The organism is Paenibacillus sp. FSL R10-2199 (assembly GCF_038000235.1).
Taxonomy (GTDB): Bacteria; Bacillota; Bacilli; order Paenibacillales; family Paenibacillaceae; genus Paenibacillus_AQ; species Paenibacillus_AQ phytohabitans.
Window position 1 is genome coordinate 6,154,567 of the sequence record NZ_JBBOBO010000001.1, and the last position, 19,558, is coordinate 6,174,124.

Annotated in this window: 15 protein-coding genes and 1 other annotated feature; of the genes, 7 read left to right on the forward strand and 8 right to left on the reverse strand. The window is 50.6% G+C overall.

What is annotated here, in order from left to right:
- Window positions 1-55 precede the first annotated feature (55 nt).
- From NYE33_RS27180 to NYE33_RS27200, 5 genes are all read left to right on the forward strand, one after another.
- Complete coding sequence (locus tag NYE33_RS27180) at window positions 56-1,894, forward strand: sensor histidine kinase (protein WP_341068340.1); 1,839 nt, start codon at window positions 56-58, stop codon at window positions 1,892-1,894.
- Window position 1,895: 1 nt separating this feature from the next.
- Window positions 1,896-3,491 (forward strand): response regulator, encoded by a 1,596-nt coding sequence (locus NYE33_RS27185; RefSeq protein ID WP_341068341.1) that lies wholly within the window; start codon window positions 1,896-1,898, stop codon window positions 3,489-3,491.
- Between the two features lie 553 nt (window positions 3,492-4,044).
- Window positions 4,045-6,687, forward strand: coding sequence for a family 16 glycosylhydrolase (locus NYE33_RS27190; protein WP_341068343.1), 2,643 nt, complete (start codon window positions 4,045-4,047; stop codon window positions 6,685-6,687).
- A 207-nt stretch (window positions 6,688-6,894) separates the two neighbouring features.
- Window positions 6,895-7,416, forward strand: a complete 522-nt coding sequence (locus tag NYE33_RS27195) for an RNA polymerase sigma factor (RefSeq protein WP_042136056.1) — start codon at window positions 6,895-6,897, stop codon at window positions 7,414-7,416.
- A 34-nt stretch (window positions 7,417-7,450) separates the two neighbouring features.
- Entirely contained in the window at window positions 7,451-8,350 is a 900-nt protein-coding gene (locus NYE33_RS27200; protein ID WP_340946616.1) for a hypothetical protein, read from the forward strand.
- A 427-nt stretch (window positions 8,351-8,777) separates the two neighbouring features.
- Here the strand turns inward: NYE33_RS27200 and NYE33_RS27205 are convergent, their stop codons facing one another.
- The 8 genes from NYE33_RS27205 to NYE33_RS27240 all read right to left on the reverse strand — a co-directional run bounded on the left by NYE33_RS27205 (window position 8,778) and on the right by NYE33_RS27240 (window position 17,172).
- Window positions 8,778-9,335: an AAA family ATPase gene (locus NYE33_RS27205; protein ID WP_042136051.1), complete on the reverse strand. Its 558-nt coding sequence runs from the start codon at window positions 9,333-9,335 to the stop codon at window positions 8,778-8,780.
- 415 nt (window positions 9,336-9,750) lie between these two features.
- Window positions 9,751-10,476, reverse strand: coding sequence for a hypothetical protein (locus NYE33_RS27210; protein WP_341068345.1), 726 nt, complete (start codon window positions 10,474-10,476; stop codon window positions 9,751-9,753).
- A 62-nt stretch (window positions 10,477-10,538) separates the two neighbouring features.
- On the reverse strand, window positions 10,539-12,956 hold the full coding sequence (gene helD / locus NYE33_RS27215; protein ID WP_341068347.1) for an RNA polymerase recycling motor HelD: 2,418 nt from the start codon (window positions 12,954-12,956) through the stop codon (window positions 10,539-10,541).
- Window positions 12,957-13,254: 298 nt separating this feature from the next.
- The gene (locus NYE33_RS27220; protein WP_042136046.1) at window positions 13,255-13,848 is read right to left on the reverse strand and encodes a flavin reductase family protein; all 594 of its coding nucleotides are present in this window, start codon (window positions 13,846-13,848) and stop codon (window positions 13,255-13,257) included.
- A gap of 29 nt (window positions 13,849-13,877) precedes the next feature.
- Window positions 13,878-14,816 carry a ring-cleaving dioxygenase gene (locus NYE33_RS27225; RefSeq protein ID WP_341068350.1) on the reverse strand — a complete coding sequence of 313 codons (939 nt, stop codon included), beginning with the start codon at window positions 14,814-14,816 and terminating at the stop codon, window positions 13,878-13,880.
- Window positions 14,817-15,179: 363 nt separating this feature from the next.
- The gene (locus NYE33_RS27230) at window positions 15,180-15,653 is read right to left on the reverse strand and encodes a GNAT family N-acetyltransferase (RefSeq protein WP_336101592.1); all 474 of its coding nucleotides are present in this window, start codon (window positions 15,651-15,653) and stop codon (window positions 15,180-15,182) included.
- Between the two features lie 18 nt (window positions 15,654-15,671).
- The gene (locus NYE33_RS27235; protein ID WP_042136040.1) at window positions 15,672-16,157 is read right to left on the reverse strand and encodes a GNAT family N-acetyltransferase; all 486 of its coding nucleotides are present in this window, start codon (window positions 16,155-16,157) and stop codon (window positions 15,672-15,674) included.
- A 139-nt stretch (window positions 16,158-16,296) separates the two neighbouring features.
- The gene (locus NYE33_RS27240; RefSeq protein ID WP_341068353.1) at window positions 16,297-17,172 is read right to left on the reverse strand and encodes a MerR family transcriptional regulator; all 876 of its coding nucleotides are present in this window, start codon (window positions 17,170-17,172) and stop codon (window positions 16,297-16,299) included.
- A gap of 140 nt (window positions 17,173-17,312) precedes the next feature.
- Window positions 17,313-17,571, forward strand: a binding site (T-box leader).
- A gap of 44 nt (window positions 17,572-17,615) precedes the next feature.
- Between NYE33_RS27240 and NYE33_RS27245 the strand changes: the two genes are divergently transcribed.
- Together NYE33_RS27245 and NYE33_RS27250 are read left to right on the forward strand one after the other, a co-directional pair.
- Window positions 17,616-18,614: a tryptophan--tRNA ligase gene (locus NYE33_RS27245; protein WP_341068356.1), complete on the forward strand. Its 999-nt coding sequence runs from the start codon at window positions 17,616-17,618 to the stop codon at window positions 18,612-18,614.
- A gap of 95 nt (window positions 18,615-18,709) precedes the next feature.
- The gene (locus NYE33_RS27250; protein WP_341068359.1) at window positions 18,710-19,531 is read left to right on the forward strand and encodes a class I SAM-dependent methyltransferase; all 822 of its coding nucleotides are present in this window, start codon (window positions 18,710-18,712) and stop codon (window positions 19,529-19,531) included.
- Window positions 19,532-19,558 lie beyond the last annotated feature (27 nt).

Below are 19,558 nucleotides of genomic sequence, written 5' to 3' on the forward strand. Positions count from 1 at the left end.
ACCTACCAGCCGGTTTGTAATATATGGTATATTACAGGGATGGGAGGTTAACCAGATGAAGTATTTGCTGACTACGATGAGGAAGCTTTACCGGAATTCCCGCATCTCAACCAAGCTGTTTCTGGCCTTCAGCCTCATGATTGCCATACCTGCGATCGTGGTCTCCTTTTTATTCATCCGTACGCAGGAAAGCCAGCTCTACAAGGAAGCTATGGCGGAGGGCAGCAATCATGTCGCACGCCTGAATGAACGGCTGCGCAGCCGGATGGATATTCTTGAGAACGCTTCCTCCACCGCTCTGACCCAGAAGGCATTTGTGGATTTCATTCATACCAATATGCGCGGGGACGGCCTGCGGCTCGTGAAATTCAAGCAAAACCAGTATGAGCAGATGCATAATATCATTCAAAGCCATGAGCTGATAAGTGAGCTAAGCTTCTATGTCGATAACCCGGATGTATACGAAATCTGGCCTGAAATCTATCATTACAGCAAGTTTTGGCCGCAGGATTACTGGATGACGCTCCGGGATGAAGGCGGGGCCGCCTTCCGCTTATCCGCCTTTAAGGATGGCGAGGATACATTATCCTACTACAGGCTGGTGCGGCCTCAGGGCCAGCAGCAGAAGCTCCCCACCATTATGGAAATCCGCGCCAGGCACAGTGTTTTTTTCAGCGATCTGCTTGAAGACACGGGTGGTGATTTCTTCAGTGTTGTAATGGACGGAACAAGTGCTTTCCGGAATGTATACAATCCGGGGCATGAATTCCCGCAGAATGCCGGGGAGAAGCTGGACGGAATCCTTAGCCGGGTTCATGAACAGCTGGATGTGCTGCAGCAGAATAACCCGGTTAAGATTCATTCCGGGGATCAGACCTACTACGCGATGTATCGCTACATCGCTCCTCTGAACGCCTATGTGGTCGATATCGCCTCCCGTCAGGCGCTGATGCAGGGCCCGCGGAACTGGTACCTGATTGTGATCGCCGTCACCTCCTGTGTGCTGCTGCTTATGCTGCTGCTCGTTTCACAGATGACCCGGCGTATATTCCGGCGGCTGGAGAAGGTGCTCGTCTCCATGCGCAAGGTACGCAGGGGGCAACTGGATGCGAAGATTGAAACAGGACTCCGGCATAACGAAACCGGTGACGAAATCGACTACGTAGCCGTCAGCTACAATAATATGCTGGACGAAATCCGGCATCTGATGACACAGGTGGTGGATAAACAGCTTATCGCCAAGAACGCACAGCTCCACTCCCTGCACTCACAGATTAATTCCCATTTCCTGTACAACGCCCTGGAGTCGATCCGGATGCATGCGGAGGTCCAGCAGCAGCCAGCTATGGCTGGTGCACTGGTCTCTTTAGGCTCACTGCTGCGTTATAGCATGCAGTGGCGCAGCGATACGGTTGCCCTTAGTGAAGAGCTTGCCAACATCCACAGCTATATCCGGTTCATCAACTTCATGGAAGGCGGAAGCATTGAATTGTCGGCCGCTCTTCCCCCGGAGGTGCAGCACTATACGATTCCCAAAATGTGCATGCAGCCTATCGTCGAGAATGCCGTGCATCACGCAGCCCCTGCAGGCGGCAGTGTACATATCCAAATTACTGTTAGGGTAGAGAATGACAGCCTGCTGCTGATCGAGGTCCGCGATGACGGCGCAGGCATTGATCCGCAGATGCTGGAGAAGCTGCAGTCTGTGCTGCGGGGCGACTCGGATACGCCGATTATTACCAGCAAGAACGGGCTGGGTCTGGAGAATGTGCATAAGCGCCTGCAGCTGCATTACGGCAAGGGCTGCGGACTTTGGATTGACAGCGTGCAGAGCGCCTATACCTGCGTAACCATACGGCTCCCTTGGGAAAATGTGAATCTTGGAGGATGGTAGCATGATCAATATTCTGGTTGTGGATGATCAAAAGCAGATCCGTGACGGCCTGCAGGCCATGCTGCGCCAATTCCCTCTGCAGCTTGACCATATATACAGCGCTGTAAGCGGGATTGAGGCACTGGAGCTATTGCGTCAGCACAGCATCCAGCTGGTGATTACCGATATCCGGATGCCTGATATGGATGGCCTGGAGCTGATGGCTCAGACCAAAGAGGAACGTATTAAGGTTGATTATCTGATTATTAGCGGCTACAGCGATTTCGCCTATGCCCAGAAGGCCATTGAGCTTGGGGCTAAGGGTTATCTGCTCAAACCTGTGAAACGGGAGGATTTGCAGTCCTCGGTGGAGCATGTCTGGCAGGAAATTCAGACGCGAATGTCGCTCTCGCGTAATCTTGAGCAATTGTCCCGCCGCGCCATGGAGACCGACCGTAAGGAGCTGCGCATGTATATGCAAGGCGCGGCGGGTGATGAAACGTGGATTGACGCGACTGAGCAGCAGAGCGCAGAGCTATGGAGCAGCTACCGGCTCTGCCTGCTGCGCGAGGAGCTGTGGATTAACCAGCCGGGTGCCAGCAGCAGCCATAGCATAGAATCTATTGCTTACCGCGTATATGGCAGACACGGCTGTATCTGTCTTCAGCACCGCCCCCACCTGATCCTGGCGGTTGATGCAGCCGTAGATCCGGGAATCTTCCCTGCTGCACTCCAAACCGAGCAGATGGAGGCCATTACTGCAATGACCAGCCCGCAGCATGGATTAAGGGAGCTTCCGGGCAGCTATACGCTGGTATTGGAGCTGTACCGCCACAGCTTCCTGTTTCCGGATAAGCGCTGTCTCCTGCCTGCGCATATAGAGCGGCTGGAGCAGCAGTGGGAGCTCCCCTATGAGGAGCTGTATGCCCTGTTCCAGTTAACCGGCACCAAGAACAGCGGCAGAATCACCCAAGGGATCTCCAGCCTATTCCACAAGGATGTGCTGCAGCGGTATCACATTCGATATACACAGCAGCTATGCCGGGCCGTAGTCCAGATGATGGAGGAATATGAGCGTGTAATCCGCCCGTATATGGGAGAAGAAGCGCTGGACTTAGACTCTCTGCGCAACCTGTTCGACTATCCGGGCATCCGCGATTATATTCAGGCGCTGCAGCAGCAGCTGCTCCGGCTGAACCAATTTTATTATGAATACAAGTGCAGCTACCGTAACTCTCAGGACTTGAACGAAGCCATTCGTTTCATCCACGAGAATTACCACAAGCCGCTGGATCTCGCGATGGTGTCCAACCATGTGTCGCTGAATTACGCTTATTTCTCCAACCAGTTCAAGAAGAATATCGGCAAAGGCTTCGCCGAATACCTGCGTGATGTGCGTCTGGATAAAGCCCGGCGTCTGCTTGCAGAAACTGACCATAAGATCGTCGAGATTACCTCCATGGTCGGATATGAAAGCTACAAAAGCTTCACACGGGCCTTCCGGGATGTGATGCATATGCAGCCCACGGAATACCGGCAGCTGATCCGCCGCAGGCATGGCAAGGAGGGCGATTACCGGGACAGCGGGCTGCAAATCGAGCAAGACTCCACTAAATAAGTCCACCAATACAGTGTCAGATTTAGACCATCGACAACCACGCTGCCAAAATACTTGCAGAGGGTTTGCCGTGCCACGATTATCGTTATGGTACATGAGCATAGACGGTAGGCGGTAGGCGGTAGGCGGCTTAATTGTACTTCGTACAACTAAAATGTCTGATTTGCTACTAGTTATCCGTTTAGCTGTATTTTGTACAATTAAAACCTCCACTTGTCTTGGTTCTCACCTATCCGGGCAGATTTAGTTGTATAGACTACAGTTATAAGAGTCACGCATTCCTTTTCACTGTTTTTAATTGCACGTTATACAGCTATCACTGAATATTCACTTAGAACAGAACTCCATCAATTGCTGCAATGTTGAATACACTCACTTCTTAGGTTCTGAACTGTAGGCGCAATAGCGTCTGCCTATAAAGCAAAAGCCAAAAAATTGGGTCATAACAAAAAGGATTGTCCCTTTAAGCGCGATATTAGATTCGATAGAATAAAGATGTTCTCTCATATGTAAGCGGTTACCTTCACTACCATTTAATTAAAGGAGGGCAAGTATGAAGCGACTTCACCTTAGGGATATCGGATTTAAACAGAAGGTATTATGTTTGTTCCTGAGCTTAGTGATGCTGGCCGGCATCGGCCTGCTGCCTGCTTCGAGAATTCAGACGGCGGAAGCAGCAGGTATCACTGTTAGCTCCATGACCTATTTTTCAGCAGCAGACGGTCCAGTTATCTCCAAATCAGGGGTTGGACAAGCGAGCTTTGGCTTCGTCATGCCAGTGTTCAACGGAGGCTCTGCCACCTGGAATGATGTGTCGGATGATGTAGGCGTCAAAGTCAAAGTAAACGGCAACTGGGTAGACATCGACAGCGCAGGCGGCTATGTCTACAACCAGAACTGGGGGCACTGGAGCGACGGCGGGATGAACGGCTACTGGTTCACGCTCTCCGCTACAACCGAAATTCAGCTCTACTCCAAGGCTAATAGCGCGGTCACTCTTAATTACACACTGGCCTTTCAGAACCTGAACACAACAACCATCTCGGCTATGGCGCCTACACAAGGGCCGCAGATTACAGCAGGCTTTACAGGCAGCGCAGGCTTTACCTACCCTACCTTCAATAATGATCCGGCCTTAACTTATGAATCCGTGGCGGATGATCTGAAAGTATACGTGAAGCCTGTTAACAGCAGCACCTGGATTGATATCGATAATAACGCAGCCAGCGGCTGGATCTATGACAGCAACTTTGGCCAGTTCACCGATGGCGGCGGAGGCTATTGGTTCACCGTTACGGAATCCATCAATGTCAAGCTGGCATCCAAGACCTCTTCGGCCAGTCTCATCTATACGATTACCTTCAATCAGCCGGTCCGGAATTCATATGTCCTATCGGCATATGACGGTACGGCTTACACAGCGGATAACAACGGCTCCATCGGCTTCCCTCTCCCAAAAATAGACGGAGGCGCACCGGTTGGCAGCGAGCTTGGCAAATTCGTCTATCAGATCAAAGCGGGCGGCCAGTGGGTGGATCTCAGCGATTCCAGCCAGAGCGGATTCGTCTATGCCGGCAATGGCTATAATAATATGTCCGCTGCCAACCAGTGGGGCTACTGGGCCGATTACATCTATGGCCTGTGGTTCCAGCCGATCCAGGTGAATATGGAAATCCGCATCGGGTATCCGCTGAACGGGCAGCAAGGCGGAAATGTCGGCAGCAATTATGTCTATTACACCTTCACCGGTAATCCCAATGCCCCGCGTCCCGATGAAAGCGACCAGGAAGATATTACGCTGGGAACACCAACAGACCCGGCTGTGGCCGGGATGAACCTCCTCTGGCAGGATGAGTTCAGCGGGACAGCGCTCGACACCGGCAAGTGGAATTATGAACAGGGGTACTATATCACTAATGACCCCAACAGCTGGGGTTGGGGCAATGCGGAGCTGCAGCATTATACCAACAGTACCCAGAATGTATTTGTCCAGAATGGACAGCTGAATATCAAGGCCATTAATGAACCAAAGTCCTTCCCGCAGGACCCGAGCCGGTATGCGCAATATTCCTCCGGCAAAATCAACACCAAGGACCATCTGTCCTTCCAGTACGGCCGGGTGGACATCCGCGCCAAGCTGCCTACAGGCAATGGCATCTGGCCTGCACTGTGGATGCTGCCGGAAGATGCCGCTTACGGGGCATGGGCCGCATCCGGTGAAATCGATATTATGGAAGCCAAGGGACGGCTTCCCGGCACGACCAGCGGCGCCGTACATTTCGGCGGACAATGGCCTGTGAACCGGTATATCGCCGGTGAGTATCACTTCCCTTCGGGGCAGACCTTCGCGAACGATTATCACGTCTATTCCATGGTCTGGGAAGAAGACAATGTGAAATGGTATGTGGACGGCAAATTCTTCTTCAAGGTCAACAGAGAGCAATGGTATTCCGTAGCAGCACCGAACAATCCGAATGCCCCCTTCGACCAGCCCTTCTATCTGATTATGAATCTGGCGGTCGGCGGACATTTTGACGGCGGGCTCTCCCCCGCTCCGTCTGACATCCCGGCAACGATGCAGGTAGATTATGTACGGGTCTACAAGGAAGGCAGCGGCGGCGGGAATCCCGGCAACCCGGGCAACGTTCCGGTTAGCGGTGTCTCCGTAACTCCTTCCACCGCCCAGGTGCAGGCCGGACAGAGCGTCCAGTTAACTGCCAATGTGGCGCCGTCTGGTGCAACTAATAAACAGGTTGTCTGGAGCGTATCGAACAGCAGTACTGCCTCCGTGAACCAGAATGGTCTCGTAACCGGTCTTGCCCCGGGTACAGCAACCGTTACGGCCACAACGGCAGATGGCAACAAAACAGCCACCAGCACGATTACCGTGGTGCCCCAGCCTGCAACTGTAATTGTGATCGGCGATCAGGTGCGCGGCCTGAAGAAAACAGGCAATAACCTGCTGTTCTATGTGAACGGCGCAACTTTCGCCGACCTGCATTACAAAATCAATAACGGCGGACAACAGAACGTGGCCATGACCTCCACAGGCAACGGCAACTACACCTACGCGGTAAATAACCTTCAGCAGGGTGATACCGTGGAATACTTCTTCACCTATAACCCGGGTCAGGGAGCGCTGGATTCCCCGTGGCAGACTTATGTGCATGGGGTGACCCAAGGAACCCCGGAGTAGGAAGAGCATCCTGGCACAGATAAGCGGCTGAACGTATGGCCGCTTCATATGACCGCTAATACAGGGGATGGGGAAGTCTTAGACTTCCCCATCCCCTGTTCTATTTCACTCAAGGGACAGGAATGCAACCCAAATGAATTTTGCGGAAACAATATGTGACCAAATGCCGTCCTTAAGGGTGTTATAGGTAAAGGAGGGCATAACCTCATGCAGCAACCCATGACCCGGCCGGGCAATCATGTGATACAAAGTTACGAGGTCTACTCAGATATGCTGTTCCGGATTGCCCTGATCCATCTGGGCAGCCGCCAGGATGCCGAAGAAGCCACGCAGGACACCTTCATCAAGCTGATGGAGAAAGCTCCCGCATTTAAGGATGACGAACATCAGAAGGCATGGCTGATCCGGGTAATCACCAATCATTGTAAAAATCTGCTGGGCAGAGGCTGGCGCAAGCGCGAAGTCAAGCTGGAGGGTATTGAGCCGGTTGCGGCCGACACCCCCGAGGATATGGCGATCCTGCAGCTTGTGCTGGCGATGCCGGTAAAGTATAAAACGGTGATCCATCTGTATTATTACGAGGATTACCCCATCCAGGAAATCAGCAGGATTCTGCAAATCAGCGAGTCTGCCGTGAAGATGAGACTTCAGCGGGGACGTCAGCTGTTAAAACTGGAGCTGGAAGGAGCGGACCCGAGTGAAGGAAGAAGATTTTCGCACAAACTATAAGAAAGCGGTGAATTCAATGAAATCCAGTGAAACCATGAAACAAGGATTAACCGATAAAATGGAGCAGAAACGCCGTCCGCGTAAAATGGTCTATGTGGCAGCAAGCGTACTGCTCGCCGCCGGAATCGGCTTAGCCGGACCAAGCATTATGCAGCAGCTGAATGGAACGGCCTCCCCGGGTCAAGTGGCTCAGGTAGACCCGGGCACACCTGCTGCGGGTACTTCCGCCAGCATCGTCATTCCCAAGATAGAGCTGCCGGATAAAAGCTCCGGTGTTTCAGCAGATATGATCGCCCTTGTCGTATATAAGGGCAACATCTATACTCAAGCGGCGACCCGTATCGATGCGGCTGATGCTGCAGCACTGCGCGGCGAGAAGCTGGGCCGGACGTCCGGCGGCATTGATGAATGGAGCGGCAAGGATGACTATATCGAGCTGGCCTCCAATATTGGCGAAGCGGATATCTATGCCGTAAAGGGATACGATTCCGGATTCCTGCTGATGTCCTATACGGAGATTGACGGCCAGGTATATGCGGAGCTGTATGAACACACGAATGGTATTACTGTAAGCAGCGGCGCTGATTTGTTCGGCAAGCTGAATCTGGAAGGCCGCATTGCCTCCGCCCAGTGGGAGAGCTTCAGCAGCTGGAATAATGGCCAGCAGCAGTATCTGCCGCTGCCGGAGGGTGTCGCGCTGGATGGCTTCCTGAGCGCACTTAATGCCGCCAAACCACTGGCAGCAGAGCCGCTGACGGAGCAAGGCATCTATGACAGCGAAGACCGCAAGATCATCTACCTTCAGCTGGATGACAAGGCCCGGGTGGAGCTGACCCTGTTCGGCCAGGGACTGGTACGCTACGGCAATGCTCCGGTATTCTTCGAGGTCGAATCCGGCGCTTTCCAGGCGCTGTGGAACAGCATGAATCCTTAAGCTGCTGCTTACGGGCATCAGCCCACTTCCACCAGAATCAGGTGCACTTTTACCCCTGCATTACCTCTTCAGCGGCAAACAAGTGGATAAAGGTATCTTAATTAGCCCAGTTCCGCGGGATATACGGAAGCAAGTGGAAAAACAGCATCTAATCTAGTTAGTTTTCGCTACTGTGGATAAAATGGGCAGCTTTAAGTGTTGTTTTTACAACTGTTGGTTTAGATGCTGCCATTCGTTCATCAGCAAGTGGAGGAAATCCAACTAATTCCGCTTCCCCTCCCCTCTGAGCTTATCCAGTTCACTCCATTCACCTTATCGGGTGCAAAAACTTTTAGAGCCAACGGCAATTTGTCCGTTGGCTCCTTTCTATCTTCCCGTTGCATTATAAACCGGACAGATGAACTCCTGGGATTCTCCAGTTTCACGTTCATACACCCGTCCCCTTCTTCTCCTCACCAACGCTCTCATGCCATTTTAACCCGATGTATTCCTTGATCTGCTCCGCCAGCAGGGCTGGCGGCGTAGAAGTCGAGTCAAACGTAGGCATCGGCGGATCATAATCTGTATCCGCATGCTCAAGCAGCCACCGGGCGAACTCTTCATGCCGCTTCAGCATACCGTCATTCCACATCGCTGCATCTTCACGGGTACGCAGGCGGCTGTTCCGGGTAGAATCATCACAGTGCAGATTAATAAAGTGCAGTTCACTAAATGTACTGTAGACATCACATTTCCTGGCATCCCAGGGCATGAACGTTCCACATATAATGGTCCCTCTTCCCGACATGGCGACCGCATGGGCACAGTGCAGCAGCACGTTATACCGGTCCTGATATTCCAGCTTCCCAGCCGTTGTCCCGAAATTATCGTTATCCGTGCTGAACAGCACAAATTCAGGCATCCGCCCTCTCAGTTCGTGCATAACCGTAGTCTTTCCCACGCCGCTGGCTCCAGTGATAATGAATAATGGCAATTTCGCTTTCATAATCCCGCTCCCTTTAGGTATTCCGAAACAGCTTAATCATACCGGTGTTTGAGGACCGTTCATATGCGGGAATGATTTAAGGTATTCCCGCCATAAACAATCCTGCACATAATACAACATTTCCCTCGAGATCCCGGCTTAAATCCAAAATTGTTGTACAAAAGGCAGGATTTCTCCTCCTGCAAGCGGTTTAAAGGAATAAATCTTGTATTTCATACAACAATCTGTCCAAACACCTAGGTTTCTGGCTAGCCAAGTTGCATTACGTACAACATTTAAGCCACATTGTCTGAAGAATCTCAGGTCTCCCAGCAACCAATGAGGCGCGGAAACACATATAATAAAAAACCAGCTGCAGCGCAGCCGGTCGGTTACTGTTCATATTTTCTCTAGGATATGGCATTCAGAGCGTTCTTCATTTACCGCTAAGTGCACGTATCTTATTTCGCATGGACTCCTGATGGCTGGCAAACTGCTTATGTCGATGTCCGTTGGCGCCGGAAGGATGAGGGAATCCCCACAGACAGTCTCGTGCATCTAGCATCCCGTCCGCTACCAGCTGCTGAAGCACCTGCTCTACATTTTTGCCCAGAGGTATGATTAACGGCTGATTCATGAGACTGAGTTCATCTTGCAATGAGCGTAAGACAGTCTGGTTCAGAAAAGGGTTGGTCAGCAGAGGGGGATGGGTTCCGTTATAATTATTCCCCGCCACAAAAACCGGAAACCGCAGCAGAGAAGTGGTGTGCAGCAGCTCGTGCTGATCCCGAAACAAATCCCCGCAAGATCCGGCTCCCAGATATCGGTGCAGTTCAAGCGCGTCCAGCATGTCAATTAGATGGGTTCTCATGGTTCCGGCAAAGCCGGCCGCTTCCTTCGCCAGCCTGCACACTGCCTCATCGGAGAGTCCGGCCTTAAGGCCGGCTTTGGCTGCTTGCAGCGCTATTCTCATTTGTGTCCATCCGGGCGTAATTCCGATAATCACTACTTTGGCAGCAGGATTGACATACTCGTTGTGCGGAGCATAATACATTTCAAGCAGGCCGCTGCGCTTCATGAGCAAGTCACTGGCCAGCAATTCCGCTTTGGACAGCATTTTATCTTCCGGGAGCTCAAGAATCGTCTGTTTATACTTGTTCAAATGACTGGAAATAAGCATGCATCCACTCCTTTCAAGAAATCTCAGGGTATAACCTGCGCTTATCACTCCGCCAGTTCATACAATGCCGGGTCTTCCTCCCGGATGAAAGGCGACCATTCCCCCGTCGTGTACAGCTGAAGCACATGCATCGCCCGTGTACATGCGGTATAAAAAAGCTTCCGCTCGTTCTCCCTCCGGTACGTCTGCGGGGAAGCATCATAGATCAGCACAGCGTCGAACTCCACGCCTTTGGCCAGATAAGCAGGAATCACCTGTACCCCTTTCTCAAAAGTAGGCGTGTTCTTCGTGATTAGCCGCAGCTCGGCGGCGCCTCCGGCGGTCAACTTCTTATAAGCTTCTATACTCTCAGCCGCAGTCTTCGTAATCACGGCAATTGAAGTGTACCCTTCCGCCTGAAGCGTGGCAAGATCTTTCCCTATGCGTTCCGCCTTCATCTCATGGCTCTCCAGCTTAGTTAGAACAGGCTTTCTGCCTCTCCGCTCAAAAGGGACAATCGCCTCACCGCCGGGCAACAGCGGCTTCGTGAACTCCACGATCTCATAAGTTGACCGGTAGCTCCGGACCAGCTGATACTGCGTAGTCTCCGCCTCTTCATACAGCTGAACCAGCGGTGAACTCTCACCTGACAGATTCGTCGCCTGGGTGAAGATCGCCTGGCCGAAATCACCAAGAACCGTCATACGGGCGCGGGGAAACAGCTTTTTGAGAAACTCATACTGGAACATGGAGTAGTCCTGGCCCTCATCAACGAAAATATGCCGCACCTGCGTGTTCGTCCGGACGCCTTCGATCAGCTCTTTTAAATACAGATAGGGTGTCGCATCTTCATAAAAGAGTTCCTGCCCGCTCAGCTTCTCCTTCGTCTGCGCACAGATCTCCGGCCAAAGCTCCGGCACCTCCGCTTCACCTGTCATTTCCCTGTAGGCCCGTTCATCAGTGAACAGCTGGCGGTATAACCCGCTCATGTCGATAAATGTGAACCGCTTGATTCCCCGTCTCAGAGGTCTGAACTGCTCCTTCACGATCATCTGGCCCAGCAGCTCTTCCTCACGTTCGGCGTAATCAAAATCACTCTCATCCAGCTCGCGCTTGTGCACCAGCATTTCCTGAAGCCGGAGGTATTTCTCGGCAAAGTCAAACACCCCTTTCTCTCTGTGCAGCATGCCGTATACCTTAGCGTATTGCTCATTATCGAGGTAATTCATCTCCTCCTGTACCCAGGACGCTCCCTGCTCTTCCTTTTGCAGTCTGGCCAGCTCTTCCAGCAGCCATTTCTGCACCAGGGTGACGCGGTTCGGCAGACGAATCGAAGGATCATAGCTATACAGCCTGGTCTTGATCTGCTCTCCTGAGATCAGCACGCGGTCCCGGAAACAGATGTCGTTAAACAGCATGCCCTCTTGCTTGATCCACTGCGAATAGCCCTGAAGTGCCCGGAGGAAGGCTTCCGATGCCTTATATTCAATAGCCTGAAGGCGGGAGCCATAACTCCTGTCCTGCTCCCCGGTCAATACATATTCAATCTGATCAAACGGATCTTCGAGCCGGAATTCCGGACTTAGCCAAGTTTCCAGATATTCCTGAAAGGTCGTCTGCTGCATATTCTCTTCACCCAGTTCGGGAAGAACAGTAGACACATAGCTGTTGAACATCGGGTTAGGGGAGAACAGCACGATCTGATCTGCCGATAGCCGCTCGCGGTGTTTATACAGCAGGTAAGCTACACGCTGCAGCGCTGCTGACGTTTTGCCGCTGCCGGCCGCTCCCTGCACAATGAGCATCTGGCTGTTATCGTTGCGGATGATCGCATTCTGCTCCGCCTGGATGGTTGCCACGATACTTTTCATTTGGGCATCCGCACCCTTGCCGAGCACCTGCTGCAGCAATTCGTCGCCGATCGTTACATTCGCATCGAACAGATGCTGAAGCTGGCCGTTACGGATCTGGTACTGCCGCTTCAGACTCATTGTTCCGCTGATCCGTCCTCCCGGTGTGTCGAAGGCTGCTTTTCCCGGCGGATAGTCATAGTACAGGCTCGCAATTGGAGTGCGCCAGTCATAGACCACAAAGCTCAGTCCGTCTGTATCGACGAAGGAGGAGACCCCGATATAGACCTGTTCTTCAGCACTTTGCCCATCCTCATGAAAATCAATCCGCCCAAAATAAGGGGACGGCAGCAGCCGCTTCATATTCTTCCACTGCTGCAGCTTCCGCGCGTGGCTGCGTTCCCGCTCAGATAAGACGGCATCCTGCTGAGTTATGGTAAAGAAGCTCTCTTCAAAGTCTTCCTGGGTGCTGGTATTCACCGTTACCTCTTCCCAGAATCTTTTGCGGATATCTGTTGCCTGCTCCTTTAACCGGCCAACCTCCGGCTCCAGGTTAGCAATCCCCGATTTCAGCTTTTCTTTTACCTGCTCCAGCCACTCCTGTTCCTGCTCCCAGCTGCTTATCTTCTCCATCACCCGACCACTCCCTTTTCTTGAATGATATTCCTTATCTTCCCCGCTGCAATAATCCCAAACTGGCGGGTTGACAAACCGGATGTCCATTTGCTATAATTAAAATATAAGTAAGATGCATTACCTCCGTTCTTTTTTAAAAAAAGTCAACAGTTCTTTAACATTAACATATTACTTCTTTGTATGCAATACTTCCCGATACATAATTAACCCTGGCGCTTGCGCCAGGGTTTTGTTGTTCAGATATAAGAAACTGAGATAACAGACTTCCTACGGCTGCCTGTTTACGAGCACAGCCTTAAACCGGGCGCTCTATGGTAAATACCTCACCAATCCCCGCATAATTATTCCCTGCCAGGCGGCTTACCGCCCCTAATTTCACCGGATCAATTCTTCCCTGTTCGTAGATATCCTCATCGATATGAAACTGTACAATCCTGCCGATAATCAGGTCATTATTAGGCAGCTCCAGACAATGCTCAAGTGTACATTCCATCCGCACCTTCGCTTCCTTAACCCCCGGAACAGTAATCTGCAGGCTATCTACAGGCGTCAGTTCGGCTAAAGCAACTTCACTCTGGTCCGGTGGCAGGGGCGCTGCGGTGATATTCACCTGCCCGACATTCTGCTGATCCACAATATGAACGACAAACTCCTTCGTCTGCATAATATTCCGCGCCGTATCCTTGGACTGGCCCGCAGCATGCTGAATCGAAATGGAGATCATCGGCGGATTGGAGGAAACAATGTTGAAATAGCTGAACGGCGCACCATTCAAGATTCCCTCTCCCGACATCGTCGTCACAAAAGCAATCGGCCGCGGGATAATGCTCCCGGTCAGAAGCTTATAATTATCCCGCTCGCTATTCTGCAGTGGATCAATTGAAATCATCTTAGCATCCCCTCTTCTCTGAAAGTCGGTTAATCTACTGCTCTTACGGTAAAAGGCAGCAATACCTGCTCAAGCTGTTCTCTGTGCGGCTCATATTGTGCCGGCAGCATCAGGTGGCTGCCCATCGTTTCCGGCGTTTCATCATGGGCGAAGCCAGGAGGATCAGTAGCGATCTCAAACAGGATCTCCCCATGCTCTCTGAAGTAAAAAGCATTGAAGTAATTCCGGTCCTGAACAGGCGTTACTCCATATCCATTATCATGCACATATTCCTGCCATTCAAGCTGATCCTGGTCATCCTTCGCTCTCCAGGCAATATGATGCACGGTGCCGACACCCATTTCGCCGCGCTGTACCGCTGTTACCTTCAGTTCAACCACATTTCCGAGGTCCGCAGTGGAATGGTAACGGGCGATATCGCCTTCTTGTCCTGCGAATGTAAGTCCCATCACCTTCTCCAGCAGCTCAGCAGTCTGCTCCGGATGCGTGGACAGCAGTGTTGCACCACCAAAGCCTTTGATCGCAACCTCCGGAGTTACCCCGCCGAAGGTCCATTCGTTACGCTCTCCAGCCTCCCGTTCCACCAGTTCGAGATGAAGACCGTGGGGATCATCGAATTCCAGATACTGCTCGCCAAACCGCTCCATTTCGGTAAAAGCAACCTTGAACTTCGTCAGTCTTTCTCTCCAGAAAGCCATCGCCCCTACCGGAATCACATATGAAGTAACGCCGACCTGCCCCCCGCCGATTTTACCCTGATATGCATCTGCCCACGGGAAGAAAGTAATAATCGTCCCCGGCTTGCCGCCATTGTTGCCGAAGTAGAAGTGATATGTTCCCGGATCGTCGAAATTGACCGTTTGCTTAACCAGCCGGAGTCCCAGCACACCTGCATAAAAATCCATATTTTCCTGCGGATGGCCGACAATTGCGGTGATATGATGAATGCCCATAGTTTGTTTGTTCATTTAAATTCACTCCTAATTAAATTTGGTTAGCTTAGATTAACATTTTATCTTTACTTTAAGATATTAGGTTAAACATTATCTTTAAGTTAAGATAATTTATATTCTCACTTTACTTTTTATTATTCCGCTTGTCAAGCACTTGTCTATCTCTCTTACTATTTACAATCCTGCACAAAATACAACATTCTCCTCCCAAAAACGTCCATAATCGAAAATTGTTGTACGGAATGCAGCATTCCGCCTCCTCCAAGCCGCTGAAAGAGATAATTCCTGCATTTCATACAACAATCCCCTCGAATACTTAGGTATTTATGAATCAAAGTTGCAATATATACAGCATTTTATAGTTTTATAACGTGAGCCTTAAATAAGCGTTTTTTCATAGAAGCACAAAGTCAGCTTGTCATTGATCTCTTTGGTCTCACCTGTTCTTCTGTAACCCAGCTTCTCATACAAGTAGCAGTTTCTTTCCTCTTGCATTACGGTATCCAGCTCCCAGACTTTAGCTTCGGAATAGATCTGCTCGATCAAGGCAAACACCCGCTGGGCTATGCCCAGACCCTGGTATTCCGGCTGGATAAATATCCGTCCGACACGAAATACGGCATTCTCTTTTCGGACCACTCTAATCGCACCAACTGCCTCCCCGGAATACCGGATGATGTAATTGTCTGCATGAGCCTGGTTGATCCGTTCTACCGTACTGTCTACAGTCTCATTAGCAGGGTTCGTACCATAATCCTGATATTTCTCGAGCAAGGGCAGGAATGCCCGGGTCTGCATTTCATGAATCGCTGCCGCATCTTCTGCTACCGCTTTACTTAAAGTAACTTCCATCCTATGTACCTCCAGATTTTATACAAAATATACATAATCCAAGTGTTCGCCGACCATCCCTGCAATATGTTGATTCGGCCTTGTCTGATACATGGTGAATCCGATACTCTCATACATCCGCCGGGCAGGAACCAGATCATCATTTGTTGTTACAATAATTTTCCGGACTTCATTTTGGAGGATTCTATTCACTGCTTCTTGCAGCTGCATTTTACTGTAACCTTTACCTTTGTGGGCTGAAGCAATGCAGTTATGGCCGATTTCCGCAACCTCAGGCAGGTTCCTCGGGTCCCAGGAAACGAAGCCGACAGCTTCATCATGCAGCGTTGTGATGAACCCGTATTTATCTGCAATCGGCGGATTGTCAAAGAAAAAGTTATCAAATTCCCGCCATTCAGCAAGGCAGCTTTGCTCATACCGGCAATCAAAGGCATAGGCATCTTTCAATAATTCAAACAATATTCCCCGTTGAAAACTGCTCACCTTCTTAAATTCAATACCCATGCCTCGCCTCCTCGCCAGCTCCTCTTTAATTCACTTCCAAACATTACATTGAATTACATCATTCTACCATGACATATTGCATGTAAGTGATTGGACGCGAACAGGCAGAACTTCACTAAGGAAGCCCGCCTGTTTACACTTATTTCGCCTTTACCGGCTCCAGAAGGTTCAGATCATACAGGTTGCCGCTGCCCTCCGGATGATCGTTACGGATATGCTCTTCGAGGCAGAGCCTTCCGCGATCTGAACGGTACTTCTTGCTTTGCGATAATTGATTCATCAGACTTTTCCAGGAACCGCCGATGTCGTCACTGCTACCAAGCATGGCATACAATCCTCCCGGCAGCTGCATTTCCTTGAAAAGCTCTGGAACAACGACGGCCGCTGGAATTGACGCACACATCCCGTAACCATAGGGTTTGCCCGCACTGCTTGGCATGGGCTTCATATTACCACCGAAGAGCCGCGCCGTACCCAGCAGGTTCGCTGACTTCAGCCAGTCCATTAAAGGGCCCATCGCTTTGTCTTCGGGAGCTGCGTCCACAACAATATGAAAAGCCACTCTCATGGGAGGTAAATCGATAATTTTGAATACATACGGTTCCGTTAAACTGCTCATAAATACAGCCTCCGTCTCGGTAAGAATATTATCCAAGTCCAGCTTGCCTTCGTTCTGCCGCTCAAGGTATTCCAGGACCCGGTTTAACTGCCGTTCAACAACCCCTATCACTTCCCTTTGCTTCCTGATAGAATTCAGTTTATTCACTATGACTTTGCTAAGCCCGGCTACTGAATTCGCAATAATCACTGACTTTATTTCTTTGATCGGTATGTCCATCTTCCGCAGCACTGCCGTGATCCGAATACATGCCAGCGCATGTTCATCGTAGACACGCCATCCCGAGGAAACATCTCTACCGCTTTGGAATAACCCTTCCGCTTCCCAGTGGCGCAGCGTGCGGCTCGTCAGCCCAAGCTGCTCCGACATTTCTTGTATAGCAACAGATCTGTTCATTTCGCTCTCCTCTCTGAGATCTCATAGCTATCGTATCACTTGACGCCGCGTCAAATTCAAGGGGTGTTTCCATAAATCCAATAATAAAAATTGACTTTCGCCCGCATGTATTGTAAAAATACAGTAATACAATAGTATACAACTTTGCAATGACGAAGAGAGTACGCATAACGAATACTCCAGAGAGCTGATGATTGCTGCGAATCAGTGTAGGGATTATGCCGAAGTGGGCTTCTGAGCATCCAAACCGAACCTTCAGGAAGTAGGCTTTGGCGAAGGTCTCATCGTTACAAGAGACGCGTATTCAGGGCATATAGCGATGTCGCGATACGTTTAAGCGGGTCCGGATCATAATCCGGGCTAATTAAGGTGGTACCACGGGGTTCTCTCGTCCTTTTCAGGATGAGAGAACCCCTTTTTGATTACATAAACGGAGGGATAACATGAGTAAGGAAATTGTATTAACCGGAATTAAGCCTACGGGCAAAGTCCATCTGGGAAACTACATCGGAGCAATCAAGCCTGCCCTGCAACTCGCCGGGGCCGGTGATTGTACTGCACTTTATTTTATCGCTGACTATCATGGATTAACTTTCATTCAGGACAGAGACGAGTTTCGTGATCTGTCTTACGGTATCGCAGCTACATGGCTGGCACTGGGACTGGACCCGGAGCGGGTAGTCTTTTATCGGCAATCTGATGTGCCGGAGATCTTCGAGCTTCACTGGATTCTATCTTGTCTGACGTCCAAAGGTCTAATGAACCGTGCCCATGCGTACAAAGCCATTCATGAACAAAATATTCAATTAGGCGTGGATGCAGATGCAGGAGTCAATATGGGCCTGTTCACTTATCCGGTGCTGATGGCTGCGGACATTCTGCTGTTCCAGTCTGACAAGGTCCCTGTCGGTAAGGACCAGATTCAGCATGTGGAGATCGCCAGAGATATTGCCGAGGGCTTTAACCGGATTTATGGAGATACCTTCAAGCTCCCTGATTATAGGGTCGATGAGAACATATCCGTGATTCCAGGGCTGGACGGGCGGAAGATGAGCAAAAGCTACAATAATACGATTCCGCTGTTCGAAACACCAGAAAACCTGAAGAAGCTGATCAGCAAAATCAAAACGGACTCTACGCCTCCCCAGGAGCCGAAAGACCCGGATACGTCAAATATTTTCTTGCTGTACAAAGAGTTTGCGGCTCCCTCTCAAGTACAGGATTTCAGGAAGCAATATCTAAGCGGCATTAGCTGGGGTGAGGCCAAACAGGAGCTGTTCCAGGTGATTAATGCTGCTCTGGATGAACCCCGGAAGAAATACAATGAGTTCATGGCAGCGCCAGAGCAGATCGACGCGATCTTGAGTGAAGGTGCCCGGAAGGCAAGAGCCATAGCTGCTCCTCTGCTTGCGCAGGTCAAAGCGAAGATCGGGCGTTTTTAAATAAGCTCCCTGGAGCGGAGTTTAACTCAAACGGACGGTATGGTAAAATTATCAAATTCAAACTTTTACAAATAGCCGGTTGGGAGGCAATAGCTATGAACGTACGTAACTCCACGTATAATTTCCAGAATGTCAGTAACGGGGCAGAATCAGAACTGCTGCGCCTGCAGGAACAGGCTTCGATGGGCTGGAACAAAGAGTACCGCACCTTGCAGCAATTCGGATTGGCAGACGGGATGAAGGTTCTGGAGGCCGGTGCAGGTCCGGGATTCGTTACCGCCCAATTGCTGGAGCATTTCCCGCACAGTGAAATCACAGCCCTTGATATCGATGATGCTTTACTAGAAGAGGCTAAGCTCAGGTTAAGCCACATCCCCGAATCACGGCTTACCTTCGCCCATGCTTCGGTGTATGAGACTGGACTGCCCGACAATCAATACGATTTTGTTATTGCCCGTTTAATCTTTCTTCATCTACATAACCCGCAGCAGGCAGCAGCAGAGCTTAGACGTGTCCTCAAACCAGGCGGCAAATTGGTCATTATTGATGTGGACGACGGTGTCTTCGGGGCAATCGAGCCTGAAATCGGGATTATGCCTGCTATTATCCAAAAGCTGGTCCAGCAGCAGGCTTCAAGAGGCGGTAACCGCAATATCGGCCGAAGCCTGCCGCGCCTGTTATCCGGCTCCGGCTATACAGATGTAGATATGGATGCCATCCTCCAGCATAGCGATCTGCATGGTATAGAAGGCTTCAAACGTCAATTTGATATTAACCGGTTCACCGGGTTCTATAAGAAAGGGATCATTACGGAATACGAATATGAGGAATTGAACAGAGCCTATGAACAATTCGACCGTTCCCCGGATGCGCATGCGATGATGCTATTTTTTATGGCCTGCGGCACCAAACCTTAATAGAGTACTATAGCATTCCGTTTAGTC